Origin of the sequence: Rhodoferax sp., assembly GCF_028689305.1 — a bacterium.
In the GTDB taxonomy this organism is placed as follows: Bacteria; Pseudomonadota; Gammaproteobacteria; order Burkholderiales; family Burkholderiaceae_C; genus Rhodoferax.
Window position 1 is genome coordinate 1 of sequence record NZ_JAQTWM010000077.1, and the last position, 18,244, is coordinate 18,244.

15 protein-coding genes and 1 tRNA gene are annotated in these 18,244 nt (G+C 62.3%); 9 read left to right on the top strand and 7 right to left on the bottom strand.

From position 1 onward, the window contains the following. The 7 genes from PHW99_RS14205 to ddpX form a co-directional block, all read right to left on the bottom strand. Positions 1–367, bottom strand: a 367-nt coding sequence (locus tag PHW99_RS14205; RefSeq protein WP_300178838.1) for a glycerol-3-phosphate acyltransferase, incomplete at its 3' end; no start/stop codon positions are given. A gap of 235 nt (positions 368–602) precedes the next feature. Continuing rightward, positions 603–1,094 (bottom strand): aminoacyl-tRNA deacylase, encoded by a 492-nt coding sequence (locus PHW99_RS14210; protein ID WP_300178812.1) that lies wholly within the window; start codon positions 1,092–1,094, stop codon positions 603–605. 44 nt (positions 1,095–1,138) lie between these two features. Beyond that, positions 1,139–1,765 carry a LysE family translocator gene (locus tag PHW99_RS14215; RefSeq protein WP_300178814.1) on the bottom strand — a complete coding sequence of 209 codons (627 nt, stop codon included), beginning with the start codon at positions 1,763–1,765 and terminating at the stop codon, positions 1,139–1,141. Positions 1,766–1,789: 24 nt separating this feature from the next. After that, positions 1,790–2,851: an aldo/keto reductase gene (locus PHW99_RS14220; RefSeq protein WP_300178816.1), complete on the bottom strand. Its 1,062-nt coding sequence runs from the start codon at positions 2,849–2,851 to the stop codon at positions 1,790–1,792. A gap of 214 nt (positions 2,852–3,065) precedes the next feature. Beyond that, the gene (locus PHW99_RS14225) at positions 3,066–3,851 is read right to left on the bottom strand and encodes a hypothetical protein (RefSeq protein WP_300178818.1); all 786 of its coding nucleotides are present in this window, start codon (positions 3,849–3,851) and stop codon (positions 3,066–3,068) included. A gap of 2 nt (positions 3,852–3,853) precedes the next feature. After that, positions 3,854–5,722: an AMP-binding protein gene (locus PHW99_RS14230; protein ID WP_300178820.1), complete on the bottom strand. Its 1,869-nt coding sequence runs from the start codon at positions 5,720–5,722 to the stop codon at positions 3,854–3,856. A 94-nt stretch (positions 5,723–5,816) separates the two neighbouring features. Continuing rightward, on the bottom strand, positions 5,817–6,395 hold the full coding sequence (gene ddpX, locus PHW99_RS14235) for a D-alanyl-D-alanine dipeptidase (protein ID WP_300178841.1): 579 nt from the start codon (positions 6,393–6,395) through the stop codon (positions 5,817–5,819). Between the two features lie 157 nt (positions 6,396–6,552). Here ddpX and PHW99_RS14240 point away from each other — a divergent pair, with 157 nt between their 5' ends. From PHW99_RS14240 to PHW99_RS14280, 9 genes are all read left to right on the top strand, one after another. Further along, the gene (locus PHW99_RS14240) at positions 6,553–7,461 is read left to right on the top strand and encodes an alpha/beta hydrolase (protein WP_300178822.1); all 909 of its coding nucleotides are present in this window, start codon (positions 6,553–6,555) and stop codon (positions 7,459–7,461) included. A gap of 66 nt (positions 7,462–7,527) precedes the next feature. Then, on the top strand, positions 7,528–8,835 hold the full coding sequence (locus PHW99_RS14245) for a hypothetical protein (RefSeq protein ID WP_300178824.1): 1,308 nt from the start codon (positions 7,528–7,530) through the stop codon (positions 8,833–8,835). Positions 8,836–8,868: 33 nt separating this feature from the next. Next, positions 8,869–9,897, top strand: coding sequence for a cytochrome-c peroxidase (locus PHW99_RS14250; RefSeq protein ID WP_300178826.1), 1,029 nt, complete (start codon positions 8,869–8,871; stop codon positions 9,895–9,897). Further along, entirely contained in the window at positions 9,894–12,467 is a 2,574-nt protein-coding gene (locus PHW99_RS14255; RefSeq protein ID WP_300178828.1) for an EAL domain-containing protein, read from the top strand. The genes PHW99_RS14250 and PHW99_RS14255 overlap by 4 nt, the downstream gene beginning before the upstream one ends. A gap of 96 nt (positions 12,468–12,563) precedes the next feature. Then, positions 12,564–13,668 (top strand): peptide chain release factor 2 gene (gene prfB / locus PHW99_RS14260; RefSeq protein ID WP_300178830.1). Its coding sequence is split into 2 segments (ribosomal slippage): positions 12,564–12,644 and positions 12,646–13,668, totalling 1,104 coding nucleotides; the frame shifts between segments, so codons are not numbered across the junction. Positions 13,669–13,673: 5 nt separating this feature from the next. Further along, complete coding sequence (locus PHW99_RS14265; protein ID WP_300178845.1) at positions 13,674–14,354, top strand: HAD family phosphatase; 681 nt, start codon at positions 13,674–13,676, stop codon at positions 14,352–14,354. After that, on the top strand, positions 14,338–17,043 hold the full coding sequence (gene pepN / locus PHW99_RS14270) for an aminopeptidase N (RefSeq protein ID WP_300178832.1): 2,706 nt from the start codon (positions 14,338–14,340) through the stop codon (positions 17,041–17,043). The genes PHW99_RS14265 and pepN overlap by 17 nt, the downstream gene beginning before the upstream one ends. A 13-nt stretch (positions 17,044–17,056) precedes the next feature. Beyond that, positions 17,057–18,058, top strand: coding sequence for a class 1 fructose-bisphosphatase (locus tag PHW99_RS14275; RefSeq protein ID WP_300178835.1), 1,002 nt, complete (start codon positions 17,057–17,059; stop codon positions 18,056–18,058). 29 nt (positions 18,059–18,087) lie between these two features. Then, positions 18,088–18,163, top strand: a tRNA-Thr gene (locus PHW99_RS14280). The last annotated feature ends 81 nt before the right edge of the window (positions 18,164–18,244 follow it).

Consider the following 18,244-nt stretch of genomic DNA (forward strand, 5'->3'; position numbering starts at 1 on the left):
GCCCGAGCAGCACGCCGAGAGCCGTGGCCACGCCCTTGCCGCCGACAAACCTGAAAAACACCGGGTACAGGTGGCCGAGGAACGCCGCCAGGCCGACCATGGCCAGCGTCCCGTCCTGCAGGCCATAAGGCTTGCCAAACCAGCCCACCAGCGCCACCGGCAACCAGCCCTTGGCCGCGTCCAGCAGCAAAGTGAGAATGGCCGCCGCCTTGGAGCCCGAGCGCAGCACATTGGTGGCGCCGGGGTTTTTACTGCCAAAGGTCCGCGGGTCGTCCAGCCCCATGACGCGGCTGACGATCACCGCAAACGACAAGGACCCGACCAGATAAGCCGCGATGGCAGCCAGCATGGGCAAAAAACTTTGTATCGATTCCAAACATCACTCCTGGCGCCCACTCACATGTGGGCAGTAAACCTATTTTGCCAGCCGACGGCTAGTGTGGGGTTTGATGCTTGACGGCACATTTAAAACCGATGGATTTTGGGTCAGGGCTAGGCGCAAACCACAGCGATACCCGTAGGTATCGCGAGGATTTGCAACGACGCCATGGCCCAAAAGACGCGGTTTTAAGTGCCGGATAGCGTCAAACACCACACTAAGCTCAGTCCTCCAGCGCGCACTGCACCGGCTTGGCGTCGAGCAAGTCAACACACACATGCGGCGCAATGCCGACCAGATAACCACGCCGCCCGCCATTGATCAGGATTTTGGGCAAGGCCAGAATGCTCGATTCAATGTACACCGGCATGGCGCGACGCGTGCCAAACGGCGAGGTGCCCCCCACCAGGTAGCCGCTGTGCCGGTTGGCCACCTCGGGGGTGCACGGCTCCACTGACTTGGCGCCAATCTGGCGCGCCAGATTTTTGGTCGACACCTTGCGGTTGCCATGCATCAGCACCACCAGTGGCCTGGCATCCTGGTCCTGCATGACCAGGGTCTTGACCACATGGAACGGGTCCCAACCCAGCTCAGCGGCGCTGTGCAGCGCACCACCATGCTCCAGATACTCGTAGGGATGTTCGGTAAACACCACCTTGGCCGTCTTGAGCAGCTGGGTGGCAGGGGTGACGCTGACGTGGTCTTTCTTGGCCATGGGTACAGAAGCAGGGAAGGACACCAAATGGGGCTGGGCCGGGGTCACCGTTGCGCCACGGCCAGGCGCAGCGCCAGACCGGCAAACACCAGCGCGGTCACCCGGTTGAGCCAGCGCTGCACGCGGGAGGAACGCCGCAACTGCTGCCCCAGCGCTGCCGAAAAATAGCTGATGGCGCCAAACGTCAGCAGCGTCGCCAGCATGAACAGCGCGCCCAGCGCCAGCAGTTGCCCGGCCACCGGGCCGCGCCGGGGATCGACAAACTGCGGCAAAAAGGCCAGGAAGAACAACACCACCTTCGGGTTGGTCAGGTTCATGATGACCCCGCGCAGCCAGAGCTGGCGCGGCTGCAGGGCCAAGGCGGCACCGGTGTCACCGCCAGTCACCGGCGCCCGGTAGGCCTGCCAGGCCAGATAGGCCAGGTAGGCCGCGCCGGCGAACTTCAGCACCACAAAGGCCGAGGCGGATGCCGCAAACAGCGCCGCCAGCCCCAGGGTGACCGCCGCGGTATGAACCAGCAAACCGGTACACAGCCCCAGCACCACCAGCCAACCTGCCCGGCGGCCATGCGTGGCGGACTGCACCATGACAAACACATTGTCCGGGCCGGGCGTGACGCCCAGCAACAAGGACACCCCCAGAAACGTGATGGCAGTCTGCAGGCTCAGCATCGGGCAGGCTCCTGGTTCAACGACTCAAATCGCCGGGTCGCGCAACTTCCAGCGCAAGGCGTCGATTTGCTGGAGCAGCTCCGGCGGCAGAGCAGTGCCCCAGACGTCGAGATCCTCCTCGAGTTGCGCCACCGAGGTGACCCCGATGATGGTGCTGGCCACCTGCCATTTGGTGTAACAGAAAGCCAGTGCCAGTTGCGTCGGCGTCAGCCCGTGTTCACGCGCCAGCGCACTGTAGGCCCGGGTGGCCTCCAGCGCCTCGGGGCGACCCCAACGCTGTTTGCGGGTGGTTTCGTAGCGGGTCAGCCGGGACTGGGCCGGCGCATCGGCACCGGTCAGGCCACTGTGGTCATACTTGCCTGTGAGCAGGCCAAAGGCCAGTGGCGAATAGGCCAGCAAGGACACCTGCAGGCGATGCAGGGTTTCGTCCAGCGCGTTTTCGACACTGCGGTTGAGCAGGCTGTAGCTGTTTTGTACCGTGGCCACGCGCGGCAGGCCATAGCGCTCAGCCAGGTGGACGAATTCATGCACGCCATAAGGTGTTTCATTGGACAGGCCCACGGCCCGCACCTTGCCGGCCTGAACCAGCGTCTGCAGCGCCTGCAGTTGTTCATGGATCGAGGTGCCCTCGGCCTCCCGGGGCTGGTAATACATGGCGCCAAACGCCGGGACGCTGCGCACCGGCCAATGGATTTGGTAGAGGTCAATCACATCGGTCTGCAGCCGTTGCAGGCTGCCCTCACAGGCAGCAATGATGTCGGCCGCGCTCAGGTCCGGGCTGCCGCCGCGGATCCACGGCATGCCCCGCGAGGGACCGGCCACCTTGGTGGCAATCACCAGCTTCTGCCGCGCACCGGGACGCTGCGCCAGCCAGTTGCCAATGATTTTTTCGGTGGCATTGAAGGTTTCGGCCCGGGCCGGCACCGCATACATCTCAGCCGTATCCAGGAAGTTGATGCCACGCGCCAGCGAACGGTCGAGAATCTGATGCGCCGTGGGCTCATCCACCTGTTCACCAAAGGTCATGGTGCCCAGGCAGATCGGGGTGACAAACAGCTCACTTTGGCCAAGTTGGATGGTTTTCATGCGTCGAGATCAAGCTAAAAAAACAGGGGTTGAAGTGTACGGCGCTCCCGCAACCACAGCAGCGCGCGGGGAATCAACACAACGGCAGGCCCCGGGTCACCCGGCACCGACGGCCTCACCAGCACGGAGGCCGGCTTGGCGGATGGGGCCACACTTGGGCTCGAGATCGCAGCCGAGTTTGCCTTGCCATAACCTCTTGCTGATGTCGCACAGCTCAGTCGCCGCCGCAACCACCACCGTCGGATCCGCCGTCAGCGCCACCATCGCCCCCGTCACTGCCGCCAAAACCATCCGCATCGCCGCCACCACCGCTGGCATCGCCAAAACTGGTGCCGCAATAAGTGGCAGACCCGCTGTGCCGGTCAATGTCGCTGCAATCGGGCACGTAGCTGTAACCACCAACGATGTTGAATTTTTTGTCCAGCGCAAACAACAGCGGCAAACGGCTGGGCTGGCGCGGGTCGATGCTCTCTTCCTTGCAGGCCCAATACCAAGTGCGGCGCAGACCGTCGTTGCGCTTGGGGTCGCGGCCCAGTACCTCGGCCGGGGTGTGATGCAGCAGCTTGCCAAAGGCGGTACGGCACCACTGTTCATAAGCCCGGGTATGCAGGATGAATTCGTGCCAGGCAAAGTCCACCACCTGCGAAGGCATGGCCACAAACCGGCGGCCACTGCGCACGTGGGCGATAAAAAACTGGCGCAGGCCACGCAACACCAGGTCCGCGTCTGCGGCGCTCAACTGCGGGTATTGCTGGCGCAGCTTGACGGCCAGAAAGGCGGGCAAGCGGGCCTCGCGGATGAACTGCCGGCGCTGGCTGGTCTCCCAGGCACGCATCGCGCTGAAGGCCACCAGACTGAGCACCAGCGCCCAGAACAACCACGGGCTGTGACCCAGGCGCTTGAGCGCCACCCACATCGGCACCACCAGCACCAGCCATTTCAAAACCGCCAGCAGCCGGATGCGCCACGTCCCCGGCAGTTGAAACACGCCAGCGGACATGTTCATCCCTGGCCGCGCGCGCGGGCCTCTTCCTGCAGCCGCAGCACCCGGCGCTGCACCTTGCCGGTGGTGGTCATGGGCAGGGCGTCAAGGAACTCGATCTCCTTGGGGTATTCATACGGTGCCAACAGGCCTTTGACGTGGGTTTGCAGTTCAGCCACCAGTTCAGCATCAAATTGGCCCTTAGCCCGCGTATCATTTGCCCTGGAAGCTACAAAATCAGGAGCTAAAACCACATAGGCCTTGACCACCGCACCACGTTCCTGGTCGGGCTTGGGCACCACCGCCGCATTGGCCACGGCCGGGTGTTTGACCAGGCAGTTCTCGATCTCGCCGGGGCCAATGCGGTAACCCGCAGCCTTGAACACGTCGTCGCTACGGCCCTGATACCACAGGTAACCGTCGGCATCACGCACGGCCAGGTCACCGGTGCGGCACCAGTCGCCGGTGAACTTGGCCTGGGTGGCGGCTTCGTTTTTCCAGTAGCCCAGAAAGAAGATCGGGTCGGGCTGGCCATGGACGTCGAGCCGATGCACCGCCACGTCACCCGCCACGCCAGGCGGGCATTCGCGGCCCTCGTCATCCACCACGGCCAGCCGGTGACCAGGGTAGGCCATGCCCATGCTGCCGGGCTTGGGCGGCCACTGCACCGAACAATTGCCCACGATGTAATTGATCTCGGTCTGGCCAAACATCTCGTTGACAGTCACCCCCAGCTGGCGCTGGCAGTAGTCAAACACCGCGTCGCCCACCGCTTCACCGGCACTCATGATGGCCTGCAACTGCAGCCGGAATTGCTGACGCACCGTGGCCTCTGGTGTACCGGCGCAGGTTTTCATGATGGCCTTGAGGGCGGTGGGGAACAGGAAGGTGTGTGTCACGCCGCAGTCACGCATCAGTTCCAGCGCGGTTTGTGGGGCAAACCGACCGTTGAACGCCACGATCGGGCGGCCAAAATACAGCGTGGGCAACAAGGCGTCCATCAGGCCACCGGTCCAGGCCCAGTCAGCCGGCGACCAGAACACCGCATGGGATTCGGGCACGGCGGCCACGGAGGTGGCCTGGGCCTGTTCCAGCAGCCAGGCGCCAGTGTCCCGGCCGGCGGTCTGCAGGGCATCCGCCGGGGCCAGACCAAACCAGTTCTGGCTGCACAGGAAGCCGGTCAGGTTGCCGATCAGGGCCCGGTGGGGAATCAGTGCGCCCTTGGGGTTGCCGGTGGTGCCGCTGGTGTAGATCAGGATCGCCGGGGCATCGGCGCGGGTGGGCACCAGATCAAAATCCGCCGCCGCCTGCGCCAGGGCTGCCGTGTAGGCCACATCAGCCGTGGCGCCCGCCTCACCCACGCCGATGATCTGGCGCAGGCTGGGGCAGCCCTCACGCACCGCCTGCAAACCCGGCAAGGTCTGTTCGTCGCCGATGGCCACCACCGCCTCACTGTCACGCAGGCGAAACGCCAGCGCTTCGGGACCAAACAGTTGCGACAGTGGCATCGCCACCGCCCCCATCTGCAGCACCGCCATGTACGCCACGGCGGTTTCGAACCGCTGCGGCAGCACAATCGCCACCCGGTCCCCCGGCCGCACACCCAGGGTCTGCAACACGTTGGCCAGCCGGTTGGCCTGCGCTTGCAGCTCAGCGTAAGTAAAAAATAAGCCTCCAGCCCTCGTGTAATATGCTGTTATAGCTACTCTTTTTGAAGCATCTGGCGCCGCCGCCCAGCGCCCGCAACAAGCACTGGCAATGTTGAACCATTCGGGCACCTGCCAGTTGAAACCGGCATGCAGGCGGGCATAGGCCTCAGGCAGGTTCCAGCTTAGCTGACCCGGGTCAGGGAAGCGGGAAGCAGTGTCGCTGGTTGGATGGTCAGACATGGCAGCCCTTTCTGTAAGCTCAGCCAACTGTACCAAGTCCGGCTCTCAGACCGCTGCGTGTTTGCCCCTACGTACAGGGCTGCGCCAGCGCACCTCACGCCACCCGCATCGGATTCAAGTCGCCCAGCACGGCACACGGGATCAGCGGATAGCGGTCCTTGCCAGGCAGCGCGTAATGCCACCACTCATGCGGAATGTGCTCAAAACCGGCACCTTCCATGATGTCCAGCAGGCTTTGCCGGTTGGCCAGCGCCAGCGCTGAAACGCCGGGATTGAAATGGTGCGACAGGGTGGTCATGTCGTCAAAACCAGTGCCCATGTCGAGCGCCTGACCCTGCGCGTCCACCAGGGTCAGATCCACGGCCGTGCCCCGGGTGTGGTTGGAGCCAACACGCGGGTCGGCCACGTACTGCTTGTCATCGGCGGCCTCCCACAACAGGACCTGGGCTTCCTGGGGCCGGAAAGCGTCAAAAATTTTCAGCCGATAGCAGCGATCAGCGGCCAGCGCGACCGCCCGGCGCAGGCACACCTCAGCATCGGCGTGCATCAGGCACAGGCTGCGGGCGTAGATCGCCCGGCCGGAAATGTTGTCAGAGGTGGCATATTTCAGGTCCAGTACCACACCGTGGGTTTCGGGGCGGATGTGAACCAGCGGATTCGGCATGCTCATCAAAATACCAGGTTCAGGAATGAGGTACGAGGCGCAGTCTGGCGCCAACCGTCCCGGATTTTCACCTGCTTTCACCCCCCATTTCAGAACACCCGCCCCACACCAAAGTGACCTGCCGAAGAATGGGCCAGGCTGGCTGCGGCTAAGATGCGCCCCCACCATGTACCAAGCCCAACGCCTTTCCCGAAGCGAATTTGTTCCCGTTCGTACCCTCAATTACCACGTCAGGGTCTGGGGCCAGCCGACGCCAGGGCAAGCGCCGCTGGTGCTGCTGCACGGCTGGATGGACGTGGCCGCCAGTTTCCAGTTTGTGGTGGATGCCATGGCGCAGGAGCACTTCATCATCGCCCCCGACTGGCGTGGCTTTGGCCTGACAGCGGGTGGTGGGGTGGACTGCTTCTGGCACCCGGACTATCTGGCGGATCTGGAAACGCTGCTGGACCATTACGCCGGCGCGATACCTGTGGACCTGGTGGGCCACAGCATGGGCGGCAACGTGGCCATGCTGTACGCCGGGGTCCGCCCCGAACGGGTGCGCCGCCTGGTCAATCTGGAGGGCTTTGGCTTGCCTGCCACACGGCCCGAGCAAGCACCGGCACGTTATGCCCAATGGCTCGACGAGATCAAACAATGGCACCAGGGTGGTCTGGGCCTGAAAAGTTACGACTCGCTGGATGCCGTGGCCCAGCGCCTGATGAAAACCAATCCGCGCCTGCCGGGCGACAAGGCACGCTGGCTGGCCTGCCACTGGTCGGCCGAAACAGCGCCTGGCCAATGGACGATCCTGGGGGAAGCCGCCCACAAGGTGGTATCAGCCCATTTGTACCGGGAAGATGAGATGCTGGCCGTCTACCGCGGCATCAGTGCGCCGGCGCTGATGGTCGAGGCCGTTGACGACAGCATCGCCACGTTCTGGAAGGGGCGCTTCACCCGGGCGCAGCATCACGAACGGCTCAAAGCCGTCGCCGACGTCAGGATTTGCCAACTGCCCGAGTGCGGCCACATGCTGCACCACGATCAGCCACGGCGCCTGGCCGAACTGATTGATGGCTTTTTATCAACGCACTGAGTCCGCTTCCGTGATAAAAACAGGCGGCGCATCCGGCCCTTGGTCCACCCATTGCGGAGAACAATCATGAAACCGTCCGATACAGCCCCTTCAGTCATCGCGGTTGTCTGCACCAGTTTGCTGGCCTGTGGCACAGCCGCGGCACAGGTTCAGGTGGTCAAGCCACCCATAGCCCAGTACTGGATGGATGTCGCCACCATTTCCATGGCAGGCATGGATGACATGCCGGACATGGGCGCCCTTGGCGGGTTGGTGGGGGGGTTGCCAGGCATGGGTGGGGTGTCCTTTGGGGCCACGCGCGGCATGATGCCCGGGCGCTGGCTGGATCTGGCGGTCAAGACCCAGCGCAAGCCGGAGGGGACACAGGCCACGCAAGCCATTCCACCCGGCCAGGCCATGGGAGCCAGCCTGACGCTGCTGCCGGTGCCGGCGCAGCCCACCAAGCCGGGCCGCGTGCCAGGCCAGCAAAGTGTGGACGACGTCCCCGAGCAGCCCAAGGGCCGCATCCTGTTTTACTGGGGCTGCAGTGACACGGTGCGCCCGGGCCAGCCCCGCGTGCTGGATTTCGCCAAGGCTGGGGCAGCAGACTATGGCCAGTTCATGATGGGGCGCGCCACCCGCGACACCGGCGCCAAGGCCATCCCGGGCCATGCGACCTGGCCCAATGAAACCCATCGGCAAAAAGTACCGGCCAACGCCTCCTTGCAGGGGCAACATGTGGTCCGTGGTGAGGGTTTGCCGGCCAGCCTGCAATTTGCCGTCGGTGAAGCGCAGGATTTCATGCCCAAAATGAGCCTCACCAGCCAGGGCGGTGGTGCGGGTGCCACGGCCACCAGCTGGCCGGCCCTGCCCACGGCGCGCGCCTATTTTCTCAATGCCATGAGTGGCAGTGACCGTGGCGGTCAAACTGAAATGGTGATCTGGAGCTCGTCCGAGGTGCCCGAACCCGGCTGGGGCTTGATGGACTACGCCAGCAATGCCAACGTGGACAAATGGCTCAAGGAAAAAGTGCTGCTGCCAGCCAGCCAGACCCAGTGCGCCATCCCGGCAGGGATTTTTACCAAAACCGAAGGCGCCATGCTGCGTGGCATCGCCTACGGCCAGGAACTCAATCTGGCGCACCCGCCCCGCCCGGCCGACAAACGCATCGCCTGGGAACCGGAATGGACCGCCAAGATACGGGTCAAATCGCTGACCATGGTCATGCTGGGGGACGAAGCCCATGCCATGCGGCGCCGCCCGGGCCAACCGGCACCCGACGCGACAGAAGTTGCACCAACTGAGCAGGAACCTCAGGCCCCTGCACCCAAGGCGCCGACCACACCAAGCCTGCCGGACATCGGCAAGGCCCTCAAAGGACTGTTTGGTGGTTAGTCTTCTTCCCGCACACCACGGTGTCACCCAGCCATGAGGACGGTCCACCAATGGCTGACTGCCGTCGTCGTGGGCACAGTCATTCTGCTGGGCATCGGATTCGTCCACTTTGACTGGTTGCGACCAGCGCAGACGGCCAGTCAAGCCGTGGATTCGCTTCCGGCAAGCCTTCTCTCAGATCCGATCTCAGCCCTGCCCCTGAGTCTGCCCTTGGACCCGCGCAAGGTGGCCCTGGGTGAACGCCTGTTTCATGAAGGCCGCCTGTCTGCCGACCACCGGGTATCGTGTGCCCATTGCCACAACCTGGCCACGGGCGGCGTTGACCACCGCCGCCGTTCCCAGGGCGTGGGTGGCCATGAAGGCAGCATGAATGCCCCCACGGTATTCAACAGTGGCTTCAACTTTCGCCAGTTCTGGGATGGACGGGCCGAGACGCTGGAAGACCAGGTTGACGGTCCGCTGCAGCATCCGCTTGAGATGGCGGGCACCTGGCGGGGTGCCGTCGCCATGCTGTCTGAAGATGACACCTACCGGGCTGATTTCGCCGCAACCTACCCGGACGGCATCAGCCCCCGCAACATCCGGGACGCCATTGCCACTTTTGAACGTTCACTGATCACACCCAACTCCCGGTTCGACCAATTCCTGCGCGGCAACCAGAACGTGCTGACCGAAACCGAACAAGCCGGCTACCGCCTGTTCAAGCAGATTGGCTGCACCAGTTGCCACCAGGGCATGGCCATTGGCGGCAACATGTACCAGAAGCTCGGCATCATGGAAGACTACTTCAGCGCGCGTGGCCATCTGCAAGAGGCCGATCTGGGCCGCTACAACATCACCAAACTGGAAGAAGACCGCTATGTGTTCAAGGTGCCTTCGTTGCGCAATATCGCCGTCACCGCCCCTTACCTGCATGACGCCTCGGCCGCCACGCTGGAAGACGCCATCGCGGTCATGGCCCGGTATCAACTGGGCCTGGATCTGGACAAACAGGATGTGGCCAGAATCGCCGCTTTCCTGCGCACCTTGACCGGTGAATACCAGGGCAAACTGCTTCAATGACCATCCTGCAACGCCTTCAAGCACATCTGACCCACCACGCGGACGCCTACCGCCTGGGTTGGGTCTTGCTGGCCGCCGGATTGCTGGTGGGTCTGTTCATGGTCACGCAGCCCGTCAATCTGCGCCATCACAATGCGCTGTTGGGTCATTTCAGCCAGCTGCAGACGGATGAGAGCCGGCTGGGCGAGGCCGTGCTGCAACTCAGCTTCAACCTGTCGAACAACTACGACGAGGTCACCGCCATCATGTCGAGCCTGCGCGCCAGCTTGCGCACCTTGCGCTCGGGAGAACTCACCAGCGAGCTGCGCCAGGCGAGCGAATTTCAACAGCAATTACGCCTGCTCGAACAACGGATCGTCAGCAAGCAAGACGCGCTTGAGCGCTTCAAATCACGTAACGCGGTGCTGAAAAACTCCCTGCTTTACCTGCCACACGCCAAGGACGACTTGATACGCGACCTGCCTGCCCGCAGTGTGGTGCCGACCCAGGTCGAGGCCTTGCTCGAACAACTGCTGCTGAACCGGGTGAAGGGTGGTTTGCTGGAGCGCGGCAATGTGAACGGCATCCTGACGGCTCTGGAAAAACAGTCGGTCAGCCTGTCCCCTGTGGCGCGCGACAAGGTGGAGCGACTGATTCGCCACGCCCATTTGATTGATGAATTCGAACGCAGCATACCCAATCTGGTGCGGCAACTCACCAGCTCAGCTGACAACAACGGCCTGGCCAAGGCTTACGGGCGGCATTTTGACCAGCAACAGCAACGCGCTGCGGTCTATCAGTTTTTCCTGCTGGTGGCAGCCCTGGCCCTGCTGGCCTATGCCGTCCACACCTTCGTGCGACTGCGCGAACAGACTGACCGCCTGGAGCTCGCCGCCAGCGTGTTTGCCACCGCCTCCGAAGGCATCACCATCACCGACATCCAGGGCACCATTGTTGATGTGAATGCGGCGTTCAGCCGGCTGACGGGATACTCACGTGACGAGGTCATTGGCAAAAACCCGCGCTTGCTGAGCTCTGGACGCCAATCTCCCGAGTTCTATGCCAATATGTGGCGAACCATTGCCGCCACCGGTGAATGGCAGGGGGAAATCTGGAACCGGCGCAAAAACGGTGATATCTACCCCGAATGGCTCACCATCACCACCGCCACCACCCGACGTAGTTCGCAGAAAAAACCGACCCACTATGTGGCCACCTTCAGCGACATCTCGCAGCACAAGAAAAACGAGGCCGAGATCTACCAGCTGGCGTTTTACGATCCACTCACGGCACTGCCCAACCGCCGCCTGCTGACGGACCGGTTGCGCCAGATCCTGTCGGCGCGCAATCATGGCGAGGGCCATGCCGCCCTGCTGTTCATTGACATCGATAACTTCAAGACCATCAATGACATCAAAGGCAACGACATCGGCGACCTGCTGCTCACCGAGATTGCCAAGCGCCTGCAGGCCTGTGCCCGCGAGGGCGATACGGTGGCCCGGCTGGGCAGTGACGAATTTGTGGTGCTGCTGCAGGGGCTTGCAACCGAGGCCACCCAGACCGCACCCCAGATCAAGGCAGCCGCAGAAAAAATCCGCAACGCCATCAATGCGCCTTACTGGTTGCGGGACTTTGAGTACACCTGTTCCTGCAGCATGGGCGTCAGCCTGTCCAGCGCACAAGTCAGCGCCGAAGAAATGCTTCAGCACGCCAACACGGCCATGTCTGAGGCCAAGGCCGCGGGGCGTAACACGCTGCGTTTTTTCGACCCGGCCATGCAATCCGCGCTGGAAGCGCGCGCCGCATTGGAGGCCGATTTACGCCAGGCGCTGGCCCTACAACAGTTTGCCCTGTATTACCAGTTACAAGTCAACACCGACGGGCAGGCCATTGGCGCCGAGGCCCTGGTGCGCTGGCAACACCCGCAAAAGGGCCTGATTTCCCCGGCGTCCTTCATTCCCCTGTCGGAAGAAACCGGTCTGATCCTGCCCTTGGGCCAATGGATTCTGCAAACCGCTTGCGCCCAGCTCAAGGCCTGGGAAGCCAACCCCGCCACGCGGGAGCTGGTGCTGGCTGTCAACGTCAGCGCCCGCCAGATCAGCTCGGACACTTTTGTCAGCCAGGTCGAGACCGCGCTGCGTGACAGCGGCATCAACCCGGCCCGCCTGAAGCTGGAAATCACCGAAAGCATGCTGCTGTCGGGTGTCGAAAAAGTCATCAGCACCATGCTCCAGCTCAAGGCCCTGGGGGTGGACTTTTCGATGGATGACTTTGGCACGGGGTATTCGTCACTGCAATACCTCAAACGGCTGCCACTCGACCAGATCAAGATTGACCAGTCCTTTGTGCGTGACATTGCCGCCGCCAAGAGTGATCAGGCCATTGTCGGCACCATCATCGCCATGGCACACAGCCTGAACCTGAGCGTCATTGCGGAAGGCGTGGAAACCCAGGCACAGCGCGAAACCCTGGCTGGCAAGGGTTGCAGCAATTTCCAGGGTTATCTGTTCAGCCAGCCGGTCCCGATTGAAACCTTTGAAACCCTGCTCAGCCGGTACCGGCCACCAGCCCCACTCCAGCTGCCGCACTGAAATGGGGCCTTGCCCGGATGAGGCAAAAGATTTCCTGACGGCGTGAGAAAATCGCGGGTTATTCGACCATTTCACGATCAGAACAGGATTTGCAGCATGGAAGCAGAACGCATCAACGCCATTGGCAACAAACTCGCCGACCTGAGCGCCCGCACCCTCGATTTACGGGGGTATCTTTGACTACGATGCCAAATTTGAACGGCTGAGAACCGTCAACGCCTCGCTGGAAGACCCCACCGTCTGGAACGATCCCAAGCGCGCCCAGGAGCTGGGCAAGGAGAAAAAGGCGCTCGACGGCGTGGTTGTCACCCTCAGTGACCTGCAGCGTGATCTCTCCGACAACACCGAGTTGTTCGAGATGAGCAAAGAGGACAACGACGAAGCCGGTCTGGTCACCATCGAGACCGAGGCGGCCAAGCTCGAAGAGATCGTCAAGGGGCTGGAATTCCGTCGCATGTTCAACAATCCGGCGGATCCGCTCAATTGTTTCCTGGACATCCAGGCTGGCGCGGGTGGCACCGAAGCTTGCGACTGGGCCAGCATGTTGTTGCGCCAGTACCTGAAATACGCCGAGCGTAAGGGTTTCAAGACCGAGCTGGAAGACGAAACCCCGGGCGACACCGCTGGCATCAAGGGCGCCACCATCAAGATCGAGGGTGAATACGCCTTTGGCCTGCTGCGCACCGAGACCGGCGTGCACCGGCTGGTGCGCAAGAGTCCGTTTGACTCCTCAGGCGGTCGCCACACCAGCTTTGCCAGCGTGTTTGTCTACCCCGAGATCGACGACTCGATCGAAATCGAGATCAACCCGGCTGACGTGCGCGTCGACACCTTCCGCGCCAGCGGCGCCGGTGGCCAGCACATCAACAAAACCGACTCGGCGGTGCGCATGACCCACATCCCCACCGGCATCGTGGTGCAGTGCCAGGACGGTCGCAGCCAGCACAGCAACCGTGACGTGGCCTGGAAACGCCTGCGCAGCCGTCTGTACGACCATGAGATGCGCAAGCGCCAGGAAGAACAGCAAAAGCTGGAAGACTCCAAGACCGACGTCGGCTGGGGCCACCAGATCCGCAGTTATGTGCTGGACAACAGCCGGATCAAGGACTTGCGCACCAACTTCGAGACGTCGGCAACGCAAAAAGTGCTCGACGGTGACCTGGACGCCTTCATTGAAGCCTCACTGAAGCAGGGGGTCTGATGCTGATGCACCAACCTGTCAAAGCCCTGATCTTCGACATGGACGGCACCATGATCGACTCCATGGGTTACCACGCCCAGAGCTGGGCCGTGTTCATCCAGCGCCAGGGGCTGGACATTGACCTGCCGGACCTGATGCGCCGCACCACCGGACGCACCGGTGCCGAGTGCATGCGCGAACTGTTCGGACGCCCCATGGACGACGACGAAGCCTGGGCGCTCATCACCGAAAAAGAACAGATTTACCGCGAGATGTTCGGGCCGGTGTTTGCCGAAGTCGCCGGGTTCAAGACTTTTGCCGAGCAGGCACGCCAACTTGGCCTGAAGATCGGCGTCGGTACCGCTGGTGACCGCCACAACGTTGCCTTTGCCATGAGCCACCTGGCCATGCCGACCGCACCACTGGCCGTGGTGGGGGGCGACGAGGGCCTGGCCGGCAAGCCCGAACCTGCTATATTTTTAGAAGTATCCAAACGAATGAATACGCGGGCTGAGGACTGTATTGTCTTTGAAGATGCGCCTTTTGGCATTGAAGCCGCACGCCGCGCCGGGATGCGCTCGGTGGCCATCTGCACCACCCATACGCCGGAACAACTGGCCGGACCGCACGTGATCACGGCGGCCCGCAACTACCTTGACTTGCTGGAATCGAAATTTTTGGAGACTTTACATGTTGCAACTGCGTGATTCAACGGGGCCAGCTACCGTCATTCACCGGGCCGACTACAGCGCCCCGGCATTCTGGATCGACACCGTTCACCTGACGTTCGACCTCGACCCGGCCAAAACCCGGGTGCTCAACAAGATGACACTGCGGCGCAACCCGGCGGTGCCCGCCCAGGCGCTCAAGCTCGACGGCGACGAACTGAACCTGGCCCGCGTACTGGTCAATGGCGCTGGCACCTCGTTCAAGATGGAAGGCAACCAGCTGGTGCTGGAAAACCTGCCTGCCGAGGGTGACTTCGAGCTGGAAATCTTCACCACCTGCGCGCCGGTCAAAAACACCAAGCTGATGGGGCTGTACGTCAGCAACGACTCGTTCTTCACCCAATGCGAGGCCGAGGGCTTTCGACGCATCACCTACTTCATGGACCGCCCCGATGTGATGGCCAGCTTCACCGTGACACTGCGGGCCGACCGGGCCAAATACCCGGTGCTGCTGTCCAACGGCAACCTGACCGACAGCGGCGACCTGGAAGAAGGCCGCCACTTTGCCACCTGGGTTGACCCGCACAAGAAACCCTGCTACCTGTTTGCGTTGGTGGCGGGCAAGCTGGTGGCGCGTGAACAGCGCATCACCTCACGCGGCGGTAAAGACCATTTGCTGCAGGTCTATGTGCGCCCTGGCGACATGGACAAGACCGAACATGCCATGCAGTCGCTGATCAACGCCGTGATCTGGGACGAAGCCCGCTTTGGCCTGCCGCTGGACCTGGAACGTTTCATGATCGTCGCCACCAGCGACTTCAACATGGGCGCCATGGAAAACAAGGGCCTGAACATCTTCAACACCAAGTACGTGCTGGCCAACCAGGCCACCGCCACCGATGTGGACTTTGCCAACATCGAGAGCGTGGTCGGCCACGAGTACTTCCACAACTGGACCGGCAACCGCATCACTTGCCGCGACTGGTTCCAACTGAGCCTGAAAGAAGGCCTGACGGTGTTCCGCGACCAGGAATTCAGCATGGACCTGTGCGCCGACGCCTCCGCCCGTGCGGTCAAACGCATTGAAGATGTGCGCGTGCTGCGCACCGCCCAGTTCCCCGAAGATGCCGGCCCGATGGCGCACCCGGTGCGTCCCGACAGCTACATCGAGATCAACAACTTCTACACCGTCACCATTTACGAAAAAGGCGCAGAAGTGGTGCGCATGATGCAGACGCTGGTGGGCCGCGCCGGCTTTGCCAAGGGCATGACGCTGTACTTTGCCCGCCACGATGGCAGCGCGGTGACCTGTGACGACTTCGCCCAGGCGATTGCCGACGCCAACCCGGATTCGTCTTTAGCCAAGCTGCTGCCCCAGTTCAAGCGCTGGTACAGCCAGGCCGGCACACCGCGGGTGGCCGTGACCGCCCATTACGACGCCGCCGCGCAAACCTACACCCTGAACTTCCGTCAGAGCTGCCCGGCCACGCCCGGCCAGGACAGCAAGGAGGCGTTTGTGATGCCAGTCAGCCTCGGGCTGGTGGGCGCCGCCAGCGGTGCGGCGCTGCCGCTGCAGCTCCAGGGTGAAACCGTCGCCTGTGGTGACAGCCATCTGTTTGTCATGACGCAGGCCAGCGAATCCATCACTTTTGTGAACGTGGCAGAAGAACCGGTGCCCTCCATCCTGCGCGGGTTCAGTGCCCCGGTGGTGGTTGATTTTGAGTACACCGATGCCCAGTTGCTGACCCTGCTGGCCCATGACCCCGACCCGTTCAACCGCTGGGAAGCCGGGCAACGCCTGGGTTTGCGGAATGCTATTAATTTAATAGCAAAACAAGTAGATTCCACCCGGGCTAGCGGCCTGAATGATGCCTATCTTGAGGCCATGCGTTCGGTGTTGCGCCACCCCACGCTGGACGCTGCTTTCAAGGAACTGGTGCTGACCCTGCCGTCCGAGACCTACATCGCCGAGCAGCTGGAGGTGGTGGACCCGCAGCGTGTCCACGCCGTGCGTGAAGCCATGCGCCAGCAACTGGCCTCCGCCCTGCTGGCCGATTGGCAGTGGGCCTATGAAACGCACAGCCCCAATGGCGGCTACCGGCCTGACACCCTGTCCAGCGGCCGGCGCGCCCTGGCCGGGTTGGCGCTGGGTTATCTGTGCCTGGCGGCCCAAGACTCCGGGGATACCGTCTGGCCCGGCAAGGCCTACCAGCGCTTCAAGGATGCCGACAACATGACCGACCGCTTCAACGCCCTGAGCGCGTTGGTGCACAGCAGCCATGAGCTGGCCAAGCCGGCACTGGCCCGCTTTCACAGCCTGTTCAAAGCCGAGGAACTGGTGCTGGACAAGTGGTTTGCCCTGCAGGCGGGCTGCAGTGACCGGGGTGGCCAAGTGCTGCCGGCGGTGCGTCAATTGCTCAAACACCCGGACTTCAACCTGCGCAACCCGAATCGGGCGCGCAGTGTCATCTTCAGTTACTGCAACGCCAACCCCGGCGCCTTCCACCGGGCCGATGCAGCAGGTTATGTGTTCTGGAGCGAACAGGTGCTGGAACTCGACACCATCAACCCGCAAGTGGCAGCCCGACTGGCACGCGCGCTGGACCGCTGGAAAAAACTGGCCGAACCCTACCGCAGCGCTGCCCACGAAGCGTTGACACGTGTGGCCGCCAAGGCGGATCTGAGCAACGACGTGCGCGAGGTGGTCACCCGCGCGTTGGCCGACTGAACACCTCATCAACATGAAAAGAATCTCCCTCACCCGTTATCTGGTCGAACAGCAACGCCTGGAAGGCCACATTCCCTCACAACTGCGGCTGCTGCTGGAAGTGGTGGCACGCGCCTGCAAACGCATCAGCCAGTCGGTCAACAAAGGCGCCCTGGGCGACGTGATGGGCAGTGCCCAAAGCGAAAACGTGCAGGGCGAGGTGCAGAAAAAACTCGACATCATCGCCAATGAGGTGCTGATTGAAGCCAACGAATGGGGCGGCCATCTGGCGGCCATGGCCAGCGAGGAAATGGAAGGCATCTATGTGGTGCCCAACCGTTATCCACAAGGTGAATACCTGTTGCTGTTTGATCCGCTGGACGGCTCCAGCAACATTGATGTGAACGTCAGCATCGGCACCATTTTCAGCGTCCTGCTCAAGCCTGAAGGCACGGGTGTGTCAGAAAACGACTTCCTGCAACCTGGCACCCAGCAGGTCGCCGCTGGCTACTGCGTCTATGGCCCGCAGACGACACTGGTGCTGACCGTCGGTGACGGCGTCGCCATGTTCACGCTGGACCGCGAACAGGGCTCGTTTGTGTTGACGCAAGAAAACGTGACGATTCCGGAAGACACCAAGGAATTTGCCATCAACATGAGCAACATGCGTCACTGGGATGCCCCGGTGAAGCGCTACGTGGACGAATGCCTGGCTGGACGTGAAGGCCCGCGCGGCAAGGATTTCAACATGCGCTGGATCGCCAGCATGGTGGCCGACATCCACCGCATCCTGACGCGCGGCGGTGTCTTCATGTACCCCTGGGACAAGCGCGAGCCTGACCGGCCCGGCAAACTGCGCCTGATGTACGAAGCCAACCCGATGAGCTGGCTGGTCGAGCAGGCCGGCGGGGCGGCCACCAATGGCAGGCAACGCATCATGACCATCCACCCGACCCAGCTCCATGAACGTGTCAGTGTGTTCATGGGCTCCAAACACGAAGTCGAGCGCGTGACCAGCTACCACCACGAGGCCTGATCACCTCGCTATAATCTTCGTTTTTCCAAGCCGGTGTAGCTCAGTCGGTAGAGCAGCTCATTCGTAATGAGAAGGTCGGGTGTTCGATTCATCTCTCCGGCACCATTTTGAAGGCCCTGATTCGCAAGAGTCAGGGCCTTTTGCCATGGGCCAGCACTTCAGCTTCCAGGGGCTGATGCTGGGCCA

What these genes read in the sequence shown, in the direction of transcription:
- PHW99_RS14210 (WP_300178812.1), bottom strand. Translation starts at nt 1,094, where the DNA reads ATGGCCAAGAAAGACCACGTCAGCGTCACCCCTGCCACCCAGCTGCTC.
- PHW99_RS14215 (WP_300178814.1), bottom strand. Translation starts at nt 1,765, where the DNA reads ATGCTGAGCCTGCAGACTGCCATCACGTTTCTGGGGGTGTCCTTGTTG.
- PHW99_RS14220 (WP_300178816.1), bottom strand. Translation starts at nt 2,851, where the DNA reads ATGAAAACCATCCAACTTGGCCAAAGTGAGCTGTTTGTCACCCCGATC.
- PHW99_RS14225 (WP_300178818.1), bottom strand. Translation starts at nt 3,851, where the DNA reads ATGTCCGCTGGCGTGTTTCAACTGCCGGGGACGTGGCGCATCCGGCTG.
- PHW99_RS14230 (WP_300178820.1), bottom strand. Translation starts at nt 5,722, where the DNA reads ATGTCTGACCATCCAACCAGCGACACTGCTTCCCGCTTCCCTGACCCG.
- PHW99_RS14240 (WP_300178822.1), top strand. Translation starts at nt 6,553, where the DNA reads ATGTACCAAGCCCAACGCCTTTCCCGAAGCGAATTTGTTCCCGTTCGT.
- PHW99_RS14245 (WP_300178824.1), top strand. Translation starts at nt 7,528, where the DNA reads ATGAAACCGTCCGATACAGCCCCTTCAGTCATCGCGGTTGTCTGCACC.
- PHW99_RS14250 (WP_300178826.1), top strand. Translation starts at nt 8,869, where the DNA reads ATGAGGACGGTCCACCAATGGCTGACTGCCGTCGTCGTGGGCACAGTC.
- PHW99_RS14255 (WP_300178828.1), top strand. Translation starts at nt 9,894, where the DNA reads ATGACCATCCTGCAACGCCTTCAAGCACATCTGACCCACCACGCGGAC.
- PHW99_RS14265 (WP_300178845.1), top strand. Translation starts at nt 13,674, where the DNA reads ATGCACCAACCTGTCAAAGCCCTGATCTTCGACATGGACGGCACCATG.
- pepN (WP_300178832.1), top strand. Translation starts at nt 14,338, where the DNA reads ATGTTGCAACTGCGTGATTCAACGGGGCCAGCTACCGTCATTCACCGG.
- PHW99_RS14275 (WP_300178835.1), top strand. Translation starts at nt 17,057, where the DNA reads ATGAAAAGAATCTCCCTCACCCGTTATCTGGTCGAACAGCAACGCCTG.